General features: G+C 57.8%; 16 protein-coding genes and 1 tRNA gene. 13 read left to right on the top strand and 4 right to left on the bottom strand.

Annotated features, from left to right (window positions below; all coding sequences use genetic code 11):
* Window positions 1–166 precede the first annotated feature (166 nt).
* The gene (locus EOL43_RS11120; protein WP_133488531.1) at window positions 167–868 is read left to right on the top strand and encodes an MgtC/SapB family protein; all 702 of its coding nucleotides are present in this window, start codon (window positions 167–169) and stop codon (window positions 866–868) included.
* Between the two features lie 50 nt (window positions 869–918).
* On the opposite strand, the gene EOL43_RS11115 is transcribed toward EOL43_RS11120, so the two are convergent.
* A complete protein-coding gene (locus EOL43_RS11115; protein ID WP_133488529.1) occupies window positions 919–1,620 on the bottom strand; it encodes an outer membrane protein in 702 nt (233 codons plus the stop codon).
* Window positions 1,621–1,939: 319 nt separating this feature from the next.
* On the opposite strand from EOL43_RS11115, the gene EOL43_RS11110 reads away from it, so the two are divergent.
* Window positions 1,940–3,478, top strand: a complete 1,539-nt coding sequence (locus tag EOL43_RS11110) for a trimethylamine methyltransferase family protein (RefSeq protein WP_133488527.1) — start codon at window positions 1,940–1,942, stop codon at window positions 3,476–3,478.
* Between the two features lie 83 nt (window positions 3,479–3,561).
* Here EOL43_RS11110 and EOL43_RS11105 read toward each other — a convergent pair whose 3' ends face one another.
* Window positions 3,562–3,855: a DUF6477 family protein gene (locus EOL43_RS11105; protein WP_133488525.1), complete on the bottom strand. Its 294-nt coding sequence runs from the start codon at window positions 3,853–3,855 to the stop codon at window positions 3,562–3,564.
* A gap of 247 nt (window positions 3,856–4,102) precedes the next feature.
* Between EOL43_RS11105 and EOL43_RS11100 the strand changes: the two genes are divergently transcribed.
* Window positions 4,103–5,188: a DUF6456 domain-containing protein gene (locus EOL43_RS11100; RefSeq protein ID WP_133488523.1), complete on the top strand. Its 1,086-nt coding sequence runs from the start codon at window positions 4,103–4,105 to the stop codon at window positions 5,186–5,188.
* A 7-nt stretch (window positions 5,189–5,195) separates the two neighbouring features.
* Here the strand turns inward: EOL43_RS11100 and EOL43_RS11095 are convergent, their stop codons facing one another.
* Window positions 5,196–5,450 (bottom strand): hypothetical protein, encoded by a 255-nt coding sequence (locus EOL43_RS11095; protein WP_166636239.1) that lies wholly within the window; start codon window positions 5,448–5,450, stop codon window positions 5,196–5,198.
* 295 nt (window positions 5,451–5,745) lie between these two features.
* On the opposite strand from EOL43_RS11095, the gene EOL43_RS11090 reads away from it, so the two are divergent.
* The 8 genes from EOL43_RS11090 (at window position 5,746) to EOL43_RS11055 (ending at window position 14,169) form a co-directional block, all read left to right on the top strand.
* Entirely contained in the window at window positions 5,746–6,789 is a 1,044-nt protein-coding gene (locus EOL43_RS11090; RefSeq protein ID WP_133488519.1) for an ATP-binding protein, read from the top strand.
* Window positions 6,790–6,961: 172 nt separating this feature from the next.
* Window positions 6,962–8,014 (top strand): substrate-binding domain-containing protein, encoded by a 1,053-nt coding sequence (locus EOL43_RS11085; RefSeq protein WP_133488517.1) that lies wholly within the window; start codon window positions 6,962–6,964, stop codon window positions 8,012–8,014.
* A 94-nt stretch (window positions 8,015–8,108) separates the two neighbouring features.
* Window positions 8,109–9,575 carry a phosphate ABC transporter permease subunit PstC gene (pstC, locus tag EOL43_RS11080; protein ID WP_133488515.1) on the top strand — a complete coding sequence of 489 codons (1,467 nt, stop codon included), beginning with the start codon at window positions 8,109–8,111 and terminating at the stop codon, window positions 9,573–9,575.
* The gene (pstA, locus tag EOL43_RS11075; protein WP_133488513.1) at window positions 9,572–10,936 is read left to right on the top strand and encodes a phosphate ABC transporter permease PstA; all 1,365 of its coding nucleotides are present in this window, start codon (window positions 9,572–9,574) and stop codon (window positions 10,934–10,936) included. The genes pstC and pstA overlap by 4 nt, the downstream gene beginning before the upstream one ends.
* Before the next feature lie 14 nt (window positions 10,937–10,950).
* Complete coding sequence (gene pstB / locus EOL43_RS11070) at window positions 10,951–11,748, top strand: phosphate ABC transporter ATP-binding protein PstB (protein WP_133488511.1); 798 nt, start codon at window positions 10,951–10,953, stop codon at window positions 11,746–11,748.
* Window positions 11,749–11,777: 29 nt separating this feature from the next.
* Window positions 11,778–12,509 (top strand): phosphate signaling complex protein PhoU, encoded by a 732-nt coding sequence (phoU, locus tag EOL43_RS11065; protein ID WP_133488509.1) that lies wholly within the window; start codon window positions 11,778–11,780, stop codon window positions 12,507–12,509.
* Window positions 12,506–13,195: a phosphate regulon transcriptional regulator PhoB gene (gene phoB, locus EOL43_RS11060; protein WP_133488507.1), complete on the top strand. Its 690-nt coding sequence runs from the start codon at window positions 12,506–12,508 to the stop codon at window positions 13,193–13,195. Before phoU ends, phoB begins: the two co-directional genes overlap by 4 nt.
* A gap of 350 nt (window positions 13,196–13,545) precedes the next feature.
* The gene (locus EOL43_RS11055; protein ID WP_133488505.1) at window positions 13,546–14,169 is read left to right on the top strand and encodes a hypothetical protein; all 624 of its coding nucleotides are present in this window, start codon (window positions 13,546–13,548) and stop codon (window positions 14,167–14,169) included.
* Between the two features lie 85 nt (window positions 14,170–14,254).
* On the opposite strand, the gene EOL43_RS11050 is transcribed toward EOL43_RS11055, so the two are convergent.
* Window positions 14,255–14,344, bottom strand: a tRNA-Ser gene (locus tag EOL43_RS11050).
* 167 nt (window positions 14,345–14,511) lie between these two features.
* Between EOL43_RS11050 and EOL43_RS11045 the strand changes: the two genes are divergently transcribed.
* Both EOL43_RS11045 and EOL43_RS11040 read left to right on the top strand, forming a co-directional pair.
* Window positions 14,512–15,333 carry a DUF2059 domain-containing protein gene (locus EOL43_RS11045; RefSeq protein ID WP_133488503.1) on the top strand — a complete coding sequence of 274 codons (822 nt, stop codon included), beginning with the start codon at window positions 14,512–14,514 and terminating at the stop codon, window positions 15,331–15,333.
* The gene (locus EOL43_RS11040; protein ID WP_133488501.1) at window positions 15,330–16,196 is read left to right on the top strand and encodes a hypothetical protein; all 867 of its coding nucleotides are present in this window, start codon (window positions 15,330–15,332) and stop codon (window positions 16,194–16,196) included. Before EOL43_RS11045 ends, EOL43_RS11040 begins: the two co-directional genes overlap by 4 nt.
* The last annotated feature ends 1 nt before the right edge of the window (window position 16,197 follow it).

Raw genomic sequence — 16,197 nt, 5'->3', positions numbered from 1 at the left:
GGGGCGGGTTTGCGCAAGCCCCAAGCCGGTCAAGACGGAACAAATCCGACATGGTTGGAGCGGCGAACTGTCGCCTTGGCACCATTGCGGCGTCAAAACGGTCGCTTTTGCCCAATCATGCAGAGCGCTCAGGACCGACACTCACCCAAAAAAAGAGGTAACGCGCATGACACCAGAAGCCATTACATTGGACGTGGCCGCTATCAATCTGACAGCGGCAGTGATTTTCGGAGCTTTGGTCGGGTCCGAGCGGCAGGTGCGTCAGCGCATGGCCGGCCTAAGGACCAACGCGTTGGTATCGCTGGGCGCGGCAGGATTCGTCGTTTTTGCAGCCCTGTTTCCGCATGAGGTCAGCCCGACCCGCGTGGCGGCCCAAGTCGTCTCGGGCATTGGCTTTCTGGGGGCTGGCATCATTTTCCGCCACGGTTTCACGGTGCACGGGCTGAATACCGCCGCGACACTGTGGTGTTCGGCGGCCATCGGCGTCATGGCCGGAGTGGGCGCCATCGGGTTTGCCGCGCTGATGTGCGGCCTGATCATTTTCGTGAACCTTGGTCTACGCCCCTTGGTAAAGTTCCTGAAGCGAAAAACACGCGCAGGGCAGCCGCTTTTGTTGGAATTCCGTCTGTGGATTTCTTGCCGTGCGAAGCATGAAAACAAGGTGCGTTCGACCATCGTGCACAAGCTTGCTTTGCCGGGGCTGGCGCTGGTGTCAATCGACGCGACGGACAGCGGCGAGGACAGTACGCTTGAGGTTTTGGTTAATGTGGAAGACAACAGCGACAGCCTGATCAAAACGGCGGTCGCGCCGTTGATGCTGGATCCGAACATTCGGTCTCTGTCATGGGAAGCCGCCAATGACGACTAAGGGGCGTGCCATGGCCCACGTCTGTGCGGGCCATGGACGAGTGTGTTAACTTAGAAGTGGAAGTTGACGCCGAAACGGGCCGTAACGAATGCGCCTTCGCCGTCATAACGCTCTGACCCACCGTTGGTGCCAAAGTCCAGCGTTCCCAAGTCTATATAGTTCGCCTCGCCGAAGACCGACATGTTCGAACTAACCATGTGCTCAACACCAACGCCTGCGGTGTAGCCGAAGTTGGTCTCGGTGACACCTTGCTGGGCGCTGTTGTAAATCCCGCCCACGTAGCGCGCGGCGGCAAGACCTGCGGTCCCATAGAAAAGCGTGTCGCCGTTCCCAGTGATCGCACCATACCGACCGCGGAGGGTGACAAGCCCTTCGATGTCGATGTTACATTCACCGGATCCGCACCCCCACATGTCACCCCAAGTTCCGACAGGAGCTATCCCGTCAATCCCTGTGGATACACCAATGTCGAAGCCGTAAACCGTGTTTCCATTCTGATAGTTACGGCCATAGTGCAGCCCGACCATTGCGCCGTCTACGTCGATATTGGGTCCATCCTGATCCAAGGCGCTGACACCCTGGTCGTACATGCCAGAGCCATAGCCCAAGCTCAGGCCCCCATACGAGCCGGACCAATCGGTCGCTGCTGCGGCAGGGGCAGAGTCCGCTGCTGGTTCGGTCATGGAACCCGCCAAAGCCGGCGTGAAGCTGACCGCAGCAATAAGGGCGGCGATAGAGAGTTTGGTTTTCATGTGATCCCTCGATTGAAAATTAGATAACAGCAATGCAGCACTCGCTAATTGCTTCACATAAATTACCTAAGGGAAGGGCGCGCAAGGAAAAGTTAACGAAAGATTAACGCAATAGAGTCCATGTGGTGTTGAGGAAACATTGCCCAGCTGTGTGCTGAGCCAGGGGTCAGCCAACGGCGGTGAAAAACTGACGCCGCAACAGGTAAAAAACGTCAAATCTGTCGGAATGTCGTTTTTGCCCCTGCATGGCCGTTTGGGGACAGCTTTACGCGCCGGGCTGACCTATCAAAGATGCAACAAGTCAATTTGGAGGTTTCCCATGGCCGAGGCTCGAACACGCCGCCGTGGTGGCGGAGGTGCCGCCCGTCGCGCTGAACGCACTGCTGTCAAAATCGAATGTGCAAAGTTCATCACGCGCAACATCCCGAATCTCGAGATCCTCAATGAAGAGGCGATGGAGATCATTGAATACAACGCGGAAACCGTGCTGGAAGAGATCGGCGTAAACTTCGTCGAGAACCCCGCCGCGCTTGAGCGTTGGAAAGAAGCCGGCGCAGATGTGGATGGCGAACGCGTGCGCATCCCGCGCGGTCTGGCCCGCGAGCTGTGCAAGACGGCTCCATCGAGCTTCACCCAGCACGCCCGTAACCCTGAACGGAACGTGGAAATTGGCGGCAAGAACATGGTTCTGGCCCCGGTCTATGGCCCGCCCTTCGTGCGTGACGCCGATGGTGGTCGCCGCTATGCCACGATCGAAGATTTCCGCAACTTCGTGCGTCTGGGCTATATGTCCAAATGGCTGCACCACTCGGGCGGGACGGTGTGTGAGCCGACCGATGTGCCGGTGAACAAACGTCACCTGGACATGCTGCATGCCCACATGACCCTGTCGGACAAGCCCTTCATGGGTTCGGTCACCGCGCCAGAACGTGCGCAGGACAGTGTCGACATGTGTGGCATCCTGTTTGGCAAGGAGTTCGTTCAGCAAAACACTGTGATGACCTCGCTCATCAACATCAACTCGCCGATGCAGTTCGATGATGTGATGATGGGTGCGCTGGAAGTGTTTGCTGCCAACAACCAAGCCTCGATCATTTCGCCCTTCATCGTGGGTGGCGCGATGGCTCCGGTATCGGTTGCCGGCACGCTGACACAGGTTCTGGCCGAGGTTCTGGCCGGTGTGGCCTACAGCCAGCTGATCCGTAAGGGCGCGCCGGTGATTGCAGGCACGTTCGTTAGCTCGATCGACATGAACTCGGGCGCGCCGACCTTTGGCACCCCGGAAGCAGCCAACGTCACCTATGGCGCGGGCCAGCTGTTCCGCCGTCTGGGCCTGCCGTACCGTTCGGCCGGATCGTTCAACGGCTCGAAACTGCCTGACGCGCAAGCGGCTTACGAGACCGCAAACAGCCTGAACACTGGTCTTCTGTCCGGCGTGAACTTCATGCTGCACTCTGCCGGTTGGTTGGAAGGCGGTCTGGTGGCCTCGTTCGAGAAGTTCGTGATGGACGCCGACCAGTTGGGCGTGCTGCACGGCATCGCTAAAGGTGTCGAAGTGGACGTGAATGGCCAGGCCATGGACGCGATCCGCGAAGTGGGCCCGGGAGGTCACTACTTGGGCTGCGATCACACCCAGAAGAACTTCAAATCGGCCTTCTGGCGCTCGGAGCTGCTGGATTACAAACCCTTCGAAACCTGGGAAGAGGAAGGCGCACGCGATACGCAGGCGCTGGCCACCGAGAAGGTCAAGAAGATGCTGGCAGACTATCAGGAACCGGCACTGGATCCGGGGATTGCAGAGGGTCTGAAAGACTATATCGCCGAGAAGAAAGCATCGATGCCGGACGCGTTTACCTAAACGCAGTAGCGTTCAGATTGATTAACAATCCGGAAAGGGGGCTTAACGGCCCCCTTTCTTTTTTGGACGTCAAGGATGAACGCTTATGCTTGATTAAAGCTGCGCGGCAGAAGTTGAAGCTCGGCCAGAAGGGCGATCAGAACCTCGACATGACGGGCGCAGGAATAAGACGCGTCACCGGATTTGCGCGTGTCTTCCATTTGTGCTTCTGCAATCAAAAGACCATCAACTGCCTGTGCTGGAGAGGGCGTTGAATTCGTTTTCATGAGCTTTTTCAAATCTTTGTCACGATCATACTCGCTGAGACCAAAGCGGGCTGCGCGCACCAAAAGACGGGGGCGGCGCAGGGATTTCAGCATGTCGGTGGTCGATGTCATAAGAGCCTCGCTGTTGTGATTCAGCGATATGATGACTCAACCTAAAGGGGTGTTGCGTGTCCGAAACCTGCCGTACGCCAGCGTTAATAGTTGTTATCATTTCAGAAACTAGTGTTGAGATGTGATGGCAAGGTTAACGAACCAGTAACCATAAATCGATAGGTCTGTTCGGCTCGATAACAACCGGTGGTTGCGTGGTCGAGAGGTTCGCTACGTGCCACGGTGTTACAATCTGGAAGGGGCGTAGATGCACAACTCAATCGGGACCGAGATCAACTGCAAATCCATTATGAACTGGTTGCCCAACGAGGTTCACACCTATCTGAAACATACTGAAGAAGGCGAATCCATCCGTGCGATCGCACGAGGAATGGGTGTCCATGCTTCAACCGTTCTTCGGCAGGTGCGCAAGACCGAAGCCCGCCGCGACGATCCGCTGGTGGATTCGCTGCTGACACGTCTGGGGGACGAAATGCGCGATGGATCAGAGCAAGAAGTGACGTATTCGTTCGACACCGCTGCGGATGACCCCATGACCCCGCATCTAACCCGCGTGCTTCGCGCTTTGCTGGCGCCAAGCACCAGTCTGGTTGTTGGTGAAGGTGTGGAAACGGCAGTGGTCTTGAAAACCAGTCCGGATGGGGATCCGGCAGCTGTCGCCAAGGCCCCAATCAAGGTGGTCGAGCTGATGGCGCTGCTGGAATGGATTACCGGCGATGTCAAAGGACGCGTCGTGCGCTATCAGATCACGCAGGCGGGGCGTCAGGCACTAAACAAGCTGCTGGCACAACAGGAAACGCTTGCGACGGGCTTTGCGGAAAGCCAGGCAGGGTTCTTGGCAGGAAGCAGCGCGGTTCATCCCTCTAAACCGCGCACACCACGCAAGAAGCCTCGTGCGGCCGGGGCCGAGACGCCCGTCAGAGTGTTGGCGCGAAAACGCGGGAAGGATAAACCCTATCTTGGAACAGATCTTGTGCTGGCAGCCGAGCGTCTAAACCGGGATTTCGCTCTTGGACAGTTCGAGCATTCAGAAGCGCAGGGGGGCTGGGCGGTCTGGATGCGGGACGCGGACGGTGCCAAATATCCCGCAGGCCACAGTTCAGATCGCAAGCTTGATGCGCGTCACCGTTTCACCGCTGCCATCAAAGCCATCGGGCCCGAACTGGCAGAACTGGCTGTCGCGGTCTGCTGTCACGAGAAAGGGATGGAATGTGTGGAACGTGAGCTGTCGATGCCCGCGCGCTCGGGCAAATACATGCTGCGGATCGCGCTGAAATATCTGGCGCGCCACTACGATAGCCAGCCCGGTGAAGATCATGAACTGATTTACTGAGAAGCGTTTAGGCCGATGGTGCGGTGGAAACGATTTGAATGTCGATGTCTGGACAGGACTCGGTGATGTCGTCGACGATGATTTGCGGATCCGGTAGGTCAGGCACCAGCACAAGGTATCGGCCGGTAAAACCCGCACGCGCAAGCCTTTGGCTGATTTCCAAGCAATCCAAGGAGCCGTATACGAACGTCGAGATCACAACATCAGGGGCGATTTCAGCAAGTTGCGCATCGTCCAGTTGTTCGAAATCGTTGCAGGACATAAGCATCTCCTGCTCGGATGATTTATCCAAGCACGCCAGTTCCTTGGCCGGGCCCAGCAATAGGATCTTCGATTTTGGCTGCACGACCTGCCTTCTATATTATGCGGCTTGTTGGCTTTTGGTCCTCTTAGTCCGGGAGAGTGCCGAGGGGAAGCAAATATCACCACATAGAACAACAAAAAGGTAGCGCATCAACTATAGGGAGATTGAAAACATTTATTGACCCAGATCGGGCGAGCAGTCATGTCTTGCGGGATTGCAGAACGGATGATCTGGCGAAAAGGCAGGACAGAATATGGTCGCGCACAGCATGCTGGATGCTTTGCCAATCCCGGCGATTTTTATCGGTGAAGACAGTCGCATTCGGCGTTCGAACGCGCAGGCGCGGGCGTTGCTGAACATGCAAATCGACGGGCGCCACTACGTAACCGCATTGCGCCAGCCATCGCTTCTGGAGCAGATCGAGAGGACCATGGCCGACGGCTTGGATGGTCAGGTCAACTTCATCCACACGGAAGCTGGACGCGAGGTCGTCTATGAGGTGCACCTTGGGCGGGTCGTCACCGAGGACAGGCAGGAAAATGGTGTGCTTCTATCCTTCATGGATGTCAAATCGCATGAAGAAGCTGGCCAGATGCGGTCGGATTTTGTGGCGAATGTCAGTCACGAGTTGCGCACTCCGCTGACAGCGCTCACCGGATTTATCGAAACCCTGCGCGGTCCTGCGCGTGACGACCCTGACGCACGGGATCGGTTCCTTGGCATCATGGAAACCGAGGGTAAGCGCATGAACCGCTTGGTCGCCGATCTTCTGTCGCTGAGCAGGGTCGAGGATATGGCGCGTATTCGCCCATCGGACAGCGTGGACCTTTGTGCGGTGCTAAACTCCATCCGCAACGCCTTGTCTCAAACGGCCGAAGCGCGGGGTGTCACTGTATCGCTCCACTCGCAGCTTGAACCGCCAGTTTTGGTTGCGGGCGATCTGGACCAACTGGCGCAGGTCTTCACCAACCTGATTGAGAACGCGATCAAATATGGTCGGCAAGGCGGGAGCGTAACGGTCTCTGTCTCGCGGATCCCGATGCTTCCTGCCTTTAAGGGGCCAGCAATTCGCGTGTCCGTGAAAGATGATGGGCCGGGCATTCCAGAACATCACCTTTCGCGCCTGACCGAGCGATTCTACCGCGTCGACAACCACCGTTCGCGCGAGCTGGGTGGGACCGGGTTGGGTTTGGCGATTGTGAAACACATCATAAACCGCCACCGCGGGCGTTTGCGGATCGAAAGCCACGTGGGGCAGGGCAGCACGTTCTCGGTCCTGTTGCGCGACGATCTTTGACTTTGTGACACGCGCTCCAGACCAGATTTTTCGGTCGTTTATAAGTTTTTCCAGCATTATTTGACGATTGTCACACAGCTGTTACAAAACATTCACAAAAGCTTTGATCAGCGGCTTTAGGACGGCGCCAAGACGTCCAAGGGGCGTCACAATGATTAAATAGGAGTTATCCATGTCCTTCGTGAAACTGTCCGCCTCTGCTCTGGCGATTGCTGCCGTTTCCGCCACCGCTGCTACCGCCCGTGATCAGGTGCAGGTCGCTGGGTCCTCGACCGTATTGCCCTACGCGTCGATCGTTGCTGAAGCTTTCGGCGAGAACTTCGACTTCCCGACGCCCGTTGTAGAATCGGGCGGCTCGTCGGCTGGTCTGAAGCGCTTCTGTGAAGGTGTCGGCGAAAACACCATCGACATTGCCAACGCATCGCGCGCGATCAAGGACAAAGAAATCAAAGCCTGTGCAGAAGCTGGCGTGACCGACATCGTCGAAGTCCGCATCGGCTATGACGGCATCGTATTTGCCTCGCAGATCGACGGCCCGGACTTCTCGGCGTTCGAACCGGCAGACATCTACAACGCTTTGGGCGCTCAGGTGATGGTTGACGGCAAGCTGGTCGACAACGCTTACAACCAGTGGGCCGAGTTCAACGCCGCCCTGCCGGCCGTTGACATCGCGGCCTTTATTCCCGGCACCAAGCACGGCACCCGCGAAGTGTTCGAAGTGAAGGTGATGGAAGCTGGCTGTAAAGCCACCGGCGCTTACGACGCATTCCTGGCCATTGCTGAAGGCGACGACGACAAGGCCAAGGGCAAAGCCGCTGCCAAGATGTGCTACAAAGTGCGCACCGACGGCAAATCGGTTGATATCGACGGCGACTATACCGAAACGCTGGCCTCGATCGACGCAAACAAAGACGGCATCGGCATCTTCGGTCTGGCCTTCTACGAAAACAACACCGACACGCTGAACGTGGCGACCATGTCGGGCGTCGTACCCTCGACCGAGACCATCGCAACCGGAGAATACCCCGTCTCGCGTCCGCTGTACTTCTACATCAAGAAAGCCCACATCGGCGTGATCCCCGGCCTGAAGGAATTTGCTGAATTCTTCGTGGCTGATGAAATTGCCGGCCCCGATGGTCCGCTGGCTGAATACGGTCTGGTTGCTGATCCGGAACTGGCTGCTACGCAGGCGTCGGTTGCTGCAGAAGCTGTTCTGACCAACTAAGCACCTTCGGTGGCGCAGGGCATACCGCCTTGCGCCACCACACCCTTTCCGCAGGTCGGGGCAAAGATCTGCATCTCTGCTGCATGAGCGTTCAATGTCTGCATTCTGGCTACTTATGATCATCCTGGCGCTGGCCGCTGTGGGGTTCATACTGGGACGAAGCCGTGCCATATCCTCGGTTCAAGGGGATCGGCGACAGCTTCACTCTCTTCCAAATTACTACGGTTTCAACGTTGCGATGCTGGCCTTTGTGCCGGCTGTACTGGTCTTGGGGGCGTGGGTGATCATCCAGCCCATGATGATCAGTTCGCAGGTCTCGACCCACATCCCCGCAGCGCTTTATGAAGACGCCGGTCAGTTAAACCTGATCATGAGCGACGTGAAGCGCGTGGCCGAGGGGCTGGACGTCGCCATCGCACAAGGCGTGATGAGTGCCGATGAGGTGAGCCAGCTAGACACCGAGACGACAGATGTCCGCGCTATGCTGGGCAATGTCGGCGTGGCCCTTGGCAGCGATGTGGACCCCTCGGTCCTGAAAGCCGCCCAAGAGATGCGCGCGAAGACGACCAGCGGCAACCTGTTCATGACCATCGTGGTGTTGATTGTGGCTTCCGCCGGGTTTGTCGCGGCCATGCTGAAGACACAAGGCGAATTCCGCGCCCGTAACGCGGTTGAAAGCGGTGTGAAGGCATTGCTGATTGCGGCTGCCTCCATTGCGATCCTGACCACCATCGGCATCGTGTTGTCGCTGATCTTCAACACCATCACCTTCTTCGGGATGTTCCCCGCAAGCGACTTCCTGTTCGGCCTGACATGGTCGCCGGAAGGCCGTGGCGGGTCCGAGCATCTGGGCATTCTGCCGCTTCTCTGGGGCACGATCTATATCTCGATCGTCGCACTGCTGGTGGCGGTTCCCATCGGCTTGTTTGCCGCCGTCTACCTGTCAGAATATGCCAGCCGCGCCACCCGCGCGTTCGCCAAGCCGCTCTTGGAGGTTCTGGCCGGGATCCCGACCATTGTTTACGGTCTGTTTGCCTTGACCGTGGTCGGCCCGCTGCTGGTGAACTTTTTCGGTGCAGACGGCCTTGGCTGGATGCAAGGCGCACGCTCGGTCATGACGGCCGGTCTGGTGATGGGCATCATGCTGATCCCCTTCGTGTCCTCTCTGTCGGATGACATCATCAACGCGGTGCCGCAGGCGATGCGCGATGGCTCTTACGGGCTGGGTGCGACGCAATCGGAAACTGTGAAACAGGTGGTTCTGCCCGCAGCCCTTCCGGGCATCGTGGGCGCGATCCTTCTGGCCGCCTCGCGCGCCATCGGGGAAACCATGATCGTAGTGATGGGGGCAGGGGCCGCGGCCCGTCTGGACCTGAACCCGTTCGAGGCCATGACGACCGTGACCGCCAAGATCGTCAGCCAGCTGACCGGCGACAGTGACTTTGCCAGCCCCGAAGCCCTTGTGGCCTTCGCCCTTGGCATGACCCTGTTCCTTCTGACCTTAGGTCTGAACGTCCTCGCGCTGTACATCGTGCGCAAATATCGGGAGCAATACGAATGAGCGACGCAAGCCTTCAAAGCGGCCCCGATATGGGCACGCCTTCCGCCAAAAGCTCGATCCTTCAACTCGATCAGCGCACCAAGAAACGCAATGCTGCCGAGGCTCGCTTTCGCGCCTATGGTATCGCAGCCATCGCCGTAGGTCTGGTGTTCCTTGTGGTTCTGATCAGCTCTATCATCTTCAAAGGTGTGGGCGCGTTTCAGCAAAGCTTCATCACGCTGGAAGTGGAACTGCTGGAAAGCAAGCTGGACAAATCCGGCGAGCGCGACATCGAGAAGATCAAGAAAGTCACGACCTTTGGGTACAACCCGCTGATCGAAAACGCGCTGAAAGCCGCGATGGAAGAGGCGGGCGTCGAGAACCCCTTCACCAAGGGCAAGGATCTGCGCAAGATGCTGTCCTCGGGTGCGGCTGCTGACCTGCGCCGCTTCGTGATCGCGAACCCGGATCGGATCGGCGACACCGTACAGTTCCGCCTGCTGGCCTCGTCCCGCGTGGACGGCTATCTGAAAGGCCGCGTGACCCGCGAAAGCCTTGCCCGCGACAAGAACCTGACCCCGGTGCATCTGGATGTGGTGGATCAATTGAAAGACGCGGGCGTTGTCGCGAAAAGCTTCAACCTTGGTTTCATCACCGGCGCGGACGCCTCCGAAAGCCGCCCCGAGCAAGCCGGGATTGGTGTCTCGATGCTGGGCAGCTTTTACATGATGCTGGTGGTTCTGGCCTGTGCGCTGCCTATTGGGGTTGCGGCGTCCATCTATCTTGAGGAATTCGCGCCGCAAAACTGGATCACTGACCTGATCGAGGTGAACATCTCGAACCTGGCCGCTGTGCCGTCCATCGTGTTCGGTATTCTGGGTCTGGCCGTGTTCATTCAATTCGCGCATCTGCCGCAATCGGCCCCGCTGGTCGGTGGTCTGGTGCTGACCCTGATGACACTGCCGACGATCATTATTTCGACCCGTGCCTCGTTGAAATCGGTGCCGCCATCGATCCGCGAAGCGGCTTTGGGCATTGGCGCCTCGAAGATGCAGACCGTGTTCCACCACGTGCTACCGCTGGCCATGCCGGGCATCTTGACCGGAACCATCATTGGTCTGGCGCAGGCACTGGGTGAAACCGCACCGCTGCTTCTGATCGGGATGGTGGGCTATATCGCCTCGAACTATCCCGGCGGGATCATCGAAGGCTTCATGTCGCCAAACTCGGCTATGCCGGCCCAGATCTATGAATGGGCAAAACGCGCCGACCCCGCTTACTATGAGCGTGCATGGGGCGGTATCATCATCCTTCTGGTGTTCCTGATGACCATGAACATCATCGCAATCATTCTGCGCCGCCGTTTCGAGCGCCGCTGGTAACAAGGGCCGCAGACATGAACGTTATGACGAAAACCGAAAGGGCTCTTGAGATGAAAGATATGAAAATCTCGGCCAAGAATGTGCAGGTCCACTACGGTGATACGCACGCGATCAAAGACGTCTCGGTCGAGATCGAAGACAAGACGGTCACCGCTTTCATCGGCCCGTCGGGCTGTGGCAAGTCGACCTTCTTGCGGTGCCTGAACCGGATGAATGACACGATCGATATCTGCCGGGTCGAAGGCGACATCCTGCTGGATGGCGAAGACATCTATGACAAGCGCGTTGACCCGGTGCAGCTGCGCGCCAAGGTAGGGATGGTGTTCCAAAAACCCAACCCGTTCCCCAAGTCGATCTATGACAACATCGCCTATGGCCCGCGTATCCATGGTCTGGCCCGCAACAAGGCCGAACTGGACGAGATTGTCGAGAAATCCCTGCGTCGTGGCGCCATCTGGGACGAGGTAAAAGACCGCCTGCACGCCCCGGGCACCGGCCTGTCAGGTGGTCAGCAACAGCGCCTGTGCATCGCCCGCGCCGTGGCGACTGAACCGGAAGTTCTGCTGATGGACGAGCCCTGCTCGGCCCTTGACCCCATCGCGACCGCTCAGGTCGAGGAACTGATTGATGAGCTGCGCCAAAGCTATTCGGTGGTGATCGTGACCCACTCGATGCAGCAGGCCGCACGCGTCAGCCAAAAAACCGCCTTCTTCCACCTTGGAAATCTGGTGGAATACGACGACACGACCAAGATCTTCACCAACCCCGAAGATCCGCGCACCGAAAGCTATATCACCGGCCGTATCGGCTAAGGTTGGCCCCTCGGGGCAGGAGAAAAGACATGATTGATCAACATATTGCATCCGCTTTCGACCGCGATCTGGAAGAAATTCAAGCCCACCTGATGAAGATGGGCGGGATGGTCGAGGACTCGATCCGTGAAGGCGCGAAATCACTGAAGCGCCGCGACGAAGAACTGGCCGAGGAAGTCCGCCGTGCCGACCGCAAAATCGACGCGCTCGACATGCTTATTCAGGAAGAATGCGCGCGTTTGATTGCGCTGCGTCAGCCGATTGCCTCGGATCTGCGGACTGTTCTGACGGTGATGAAAGTCGCCGCCAACTTGGAGCGTATCGGGGACTATGCCAAGAACATGGCCAAACGGACCACGGTTCTGGTGCATATGCAGCCCATCGACGGTGCCTCGGGCGCGATCAAGCGGATGGCCAGTGAAGTACGCCAGATGCTGACCGACGCGCTGGACGCTTATATTCGCCGCGACGAAGAACTGGCCCAAGACGTGCGTCACCGCGATCTGGAAGTGGACCAGATGTACAATGCGCTGTTCCGCGAATTCCTGACCTTCATGATGGAAGATCCGCGCAACATCTCGTCCTGCATGCACCTGCATTTTATCGCCAAGAACATCGAACGTATGGGCGACCATGTGACCTCGATCGCGGATCAGGTGATCTATCTGGTCAGCGGCGAACTGCCGGACGAGGCACGTCCGAAAGGCAACTCGGCCAATTACGAGATGCCGGAGGACGGTGACGACGAGGTCGAGGCATGAGCACCGACAAACCCTGCGTTCTGCTGGTCGAAGACGAACCGGCACAACGCGAAATTCTGCGCTACAACCTGACGTCCGAAGGCTATGACGTCACGCTGGCCGAAAACGGCGATGACGCGCTGATCTTGGTGGACGAGGTGATGCCCGACCTGATCCTGCTGGATTGGATGCTGCCCGGCGTCTCGGGGATCGAGATTTGCCGTCAGGTGAAAAGCCGCAAAGAAACGCGTGCCATTCCAGTGATCATGCTGTCGGCGCGGTCTGAAGAAGTGGACCGCGTGCGCGGCTTGGAAACCGGCGCGGATGACTATGTGGTCAAACCCTATTCCGTGGGCGAGCTGATGGCCCGCATCCGCACCCAGCTGCGCCGGACCCGTCCGGTGTCCGTCGGGCAGAAGCTGGAATATGCCGACATTGTCCTGGACGGCGAAAGCCACCGCGTGACGCGGGCAGGGGAGCCGGTCAAACTTGGTCCGACTGAATTCCGCCTGCTGACCACATTGATGGAAAAACCCGGACGTGTCTGGAGCCGCGAGCAGCTTCTGGATCGCGTCTGGGGCCGCGATGTCTATGTGGACACGCGCACCGTGGATGTCCATGTAGGGCGCCTGCGCAAGGCCTTGTGCCGCAACGGGGGCGACGATCCTTTGCGTACGGTTCGAGGTACCGGTTACTCACTGGGCTGAGCATCTAGTTCGGCCCCAATACATTTGCATCAACGCTTCATGGCCACTCTGAAACACTTCAGAGTGGCGTTTTTTCTGTGTGCGTCTTTGGTGGAAGAATAGAGTTTGAAAACAATATTCTAGCCCGACAGCAGGCGTTTGCACGCCCCCGGTTTATTCGCGCGATAGATGTGCAGCGCACACTACGCGTAGAAATTCGCGCGAAGTTTAGCTATCCTTTTAGATGGGGATTTAAATGGGTATGCGATGCTAGGGGATGTCGAAGAGCGTTCGCGTTTTGAATTACAGTATCTGAAACACGCCAGATTTGGGCGCAGAACACTCCGCGCAGTGGTCGGGATGGTGCGGGGATGACTGAGCACGCGTTCAAATCCTGGGCCTCGTACGAGCTTGCGCCACCAGAAGATGTTTTCAATAGCGATGCATGGCTTGTGAGAAAATGCATCGACATCGTTCAAAACGCAGACATTCAAAGCTGGGAAGACGCCAAGGCCTATGGGCGCCACAGTTCTCATTTCTGCGCGACACTGGTCGTCAGGTCCGCACTTGGGGTGTCAGCGGCCCTTAAGGGGCTGCAATCTCCGGACGCGCAGGACGTTACTACACGAGCCCGCTATGCCGAAAGGCTTCGTGTTGCATCCACGGCCTTCGGGCAAGCCAAAGAGCGCATGTTGGCGTTTGCTGCCATGGCAGAAGCAAACCGTTCAACATTGGGTGCTCCGGTAAAACAGGGATCTGGATCCACCGCCAAGCTTGAAAATGGACGCTGTGCAGCGAAGGAGCTTGCCAGAGCGCGGAAAGATCTGGCGGACAGTTTGGTGGAGCGCGTGCAGAAAGACGCCAATGCGATTTGGAAGCAAAACCCGACATTAAGCAAACGGGCGATGGCGGATTATTTGGCGCGCATGGGGAAAGGGCAGGGCCTTTCTGCGGGGACCATTCGTCAGCGGATTAAGCAGCCGAATGACACGTAAATCACTCTGCCAACTTGGATGGGTTAGCGGGTGGAGTGTCAGGTAAATCTGCTGGTTGGCCTTTACCCTTCTAAGTAAGGGTAAGTGGCGGAGAGACAGGGATTCGAACCCTGGGTGGGCTTGCACCCACAACGGTTTTCGAGACCGCCCCGTTCGACCACTCCGGCACCTCTCCGCGGGGGTCTGTGGAGGGGGAAATAATTGGACCGCGCGGCATGTGCAACCACTTTTTTCACCTATTTTCAAAATGCTGGGGAAAACGTGATCGGCAACAACTTGGCAAGGGGAGTGCCCGGCGCTAGTCTTGTGGCGATAACACAGTTGGATAGCACATATAACCTCATGATAGTAAACAGAATTATAAGTTTTGCAGCGGCCGTTCTGGTGACCGCGTCGGGCGCTTTTGCGAGTGACGAAGATCAAATCCGGTCCTTTCTGAAGATCACAGGGTTCGATGTCGCGATTGAATCGATCCAGCTGGGCGCGATGGCAGGGCCGGGGATGACCGGGGAAGACCCCGAAGTCTTTGGTCGCCAATGGCAGGAATTGGCCCGCGAGGTGTTCGAGCCTGACGCGATGGTCGAAGACGCCATCGAAATGCTGGCCGCGGTATTGCCACAGGACGTGCTGGATCACGGCATGGCGTTCTACGAAAGCCCGCTTGGGCAACGGTTGGTCGAGGTCGAAAACGAAAGCCACATGACGGATGACGCGGTGAAATACACCGAAGGCGCCGAGATCGTGGCGGACCTTTTGGAAGCTGGGGATCTGCGCGTACAGCTTTACAAGGCGATGGGGGATGCGATTGGCTCGACCGATGTTGCGATCCGCTCGTTGATCGAAATTCAGGTGCGCTATTTGATGGCCGCGATGGCGGCTGGCGCAAGTGATCTGGAGTTGGACGAGGATGATCTGCGCGGCATCCTGCAAAGCCAGTCGGACCAGATGCGCGAAGGGATCGAGGAGAATTCTCTGATCGCGAACGCCTATGCCTATCGCGCCATTGGCGAGGCGGACCTCATCGACTATCTGGCCGCGCTGCAAGACCCGCGCATGGGACAGGTCTATGAGATCCTGAATGCGGTCCAGTTTGAAATCATGGCAAACCGCTATGAAACGATGGCCAGCCGTCTGGACGAACTGGCGCCCGAGACCGAGTTGTGATCTGGCTTCCTCAAACCCTGCGCCGCTTTGGTGCGCTGCTGTCGGTCATCTGTGCCATCAGCGTGGGTGTCGCGATGGCGTCGGACCAATCCCAACGCACGGCCGCCCAACAGTTCGAAGAGCTTTGGACCCTTCTTGGCATGCCCGAGATGGTCTCGATCCTGCATGACGAAGGGCTTTCGATGGCGCTGGCCTCGGACATGGACCTTCTGGGGCACGAAGGCGGCCCGCGCTGGGAAGGCGCGCTTCAGGCGATCTATGACGAGCAAACCCTGCAGGGAGAGCTGCACGCGCAGTTTGAACAGCAACTGGCGCCGGATTTGGTCTCGGCCCTGTGCACCTTCTACGAAAACGCCGAAATGCAGGACATCATCCAGCACGAGATCGCTGCCCGCCGCGCCTTTCTGGATCTGGAGTTCGAACAGCTCGCTCGTGAGCGGTGGTTGCAGGGGGACATGTCGGACAATCTGGACGACACGATCCGGCACTATGTTGATCTGAATGACCTGATCGAACTGAACGTCATGGGCGCGCTGAATTCGAACTATGCCTTCCTGAACACGCTTAATCAAAGCTTGCCGGATGTAATGGGGCAGATGAGCGAGCAGGACATCCTGACCCATGTGTGGTCGCAAGAGGCGGACATCCGAACCGATACCACCGAATGGATCTTTGCCTATCTGCACACGGCCTATGCGCCCATCGATCACACTGCGCTGGAACGCTATGTGGCGTTTTCGGAAACACCTGAAGGGAAAGCGCTGAACCACGCGCTGTTTGCCGCCTTTGATGCGGTCTATCTGCGCTTGTCTGCGGATCTAGGTCGGGTCGTCGGCACCATGTCCCGCGAGGAAGAGCTTTAAG

The sequence above is a fragment of the Aliiroseovarius marinus genome, assembly GCF_004360145.1.
GTDB lineage: Bacteria > Pseudomonadota > Alphaproteobacteria > Rhodobacterales > Rhodobacteraceae > Aliiroseovarius > Aliiroseovarius marinus.
Note: the sequence above shows the minus strand (reverse complement) of the source record. Positions and strands in the feature narration are given on the sequence as shown.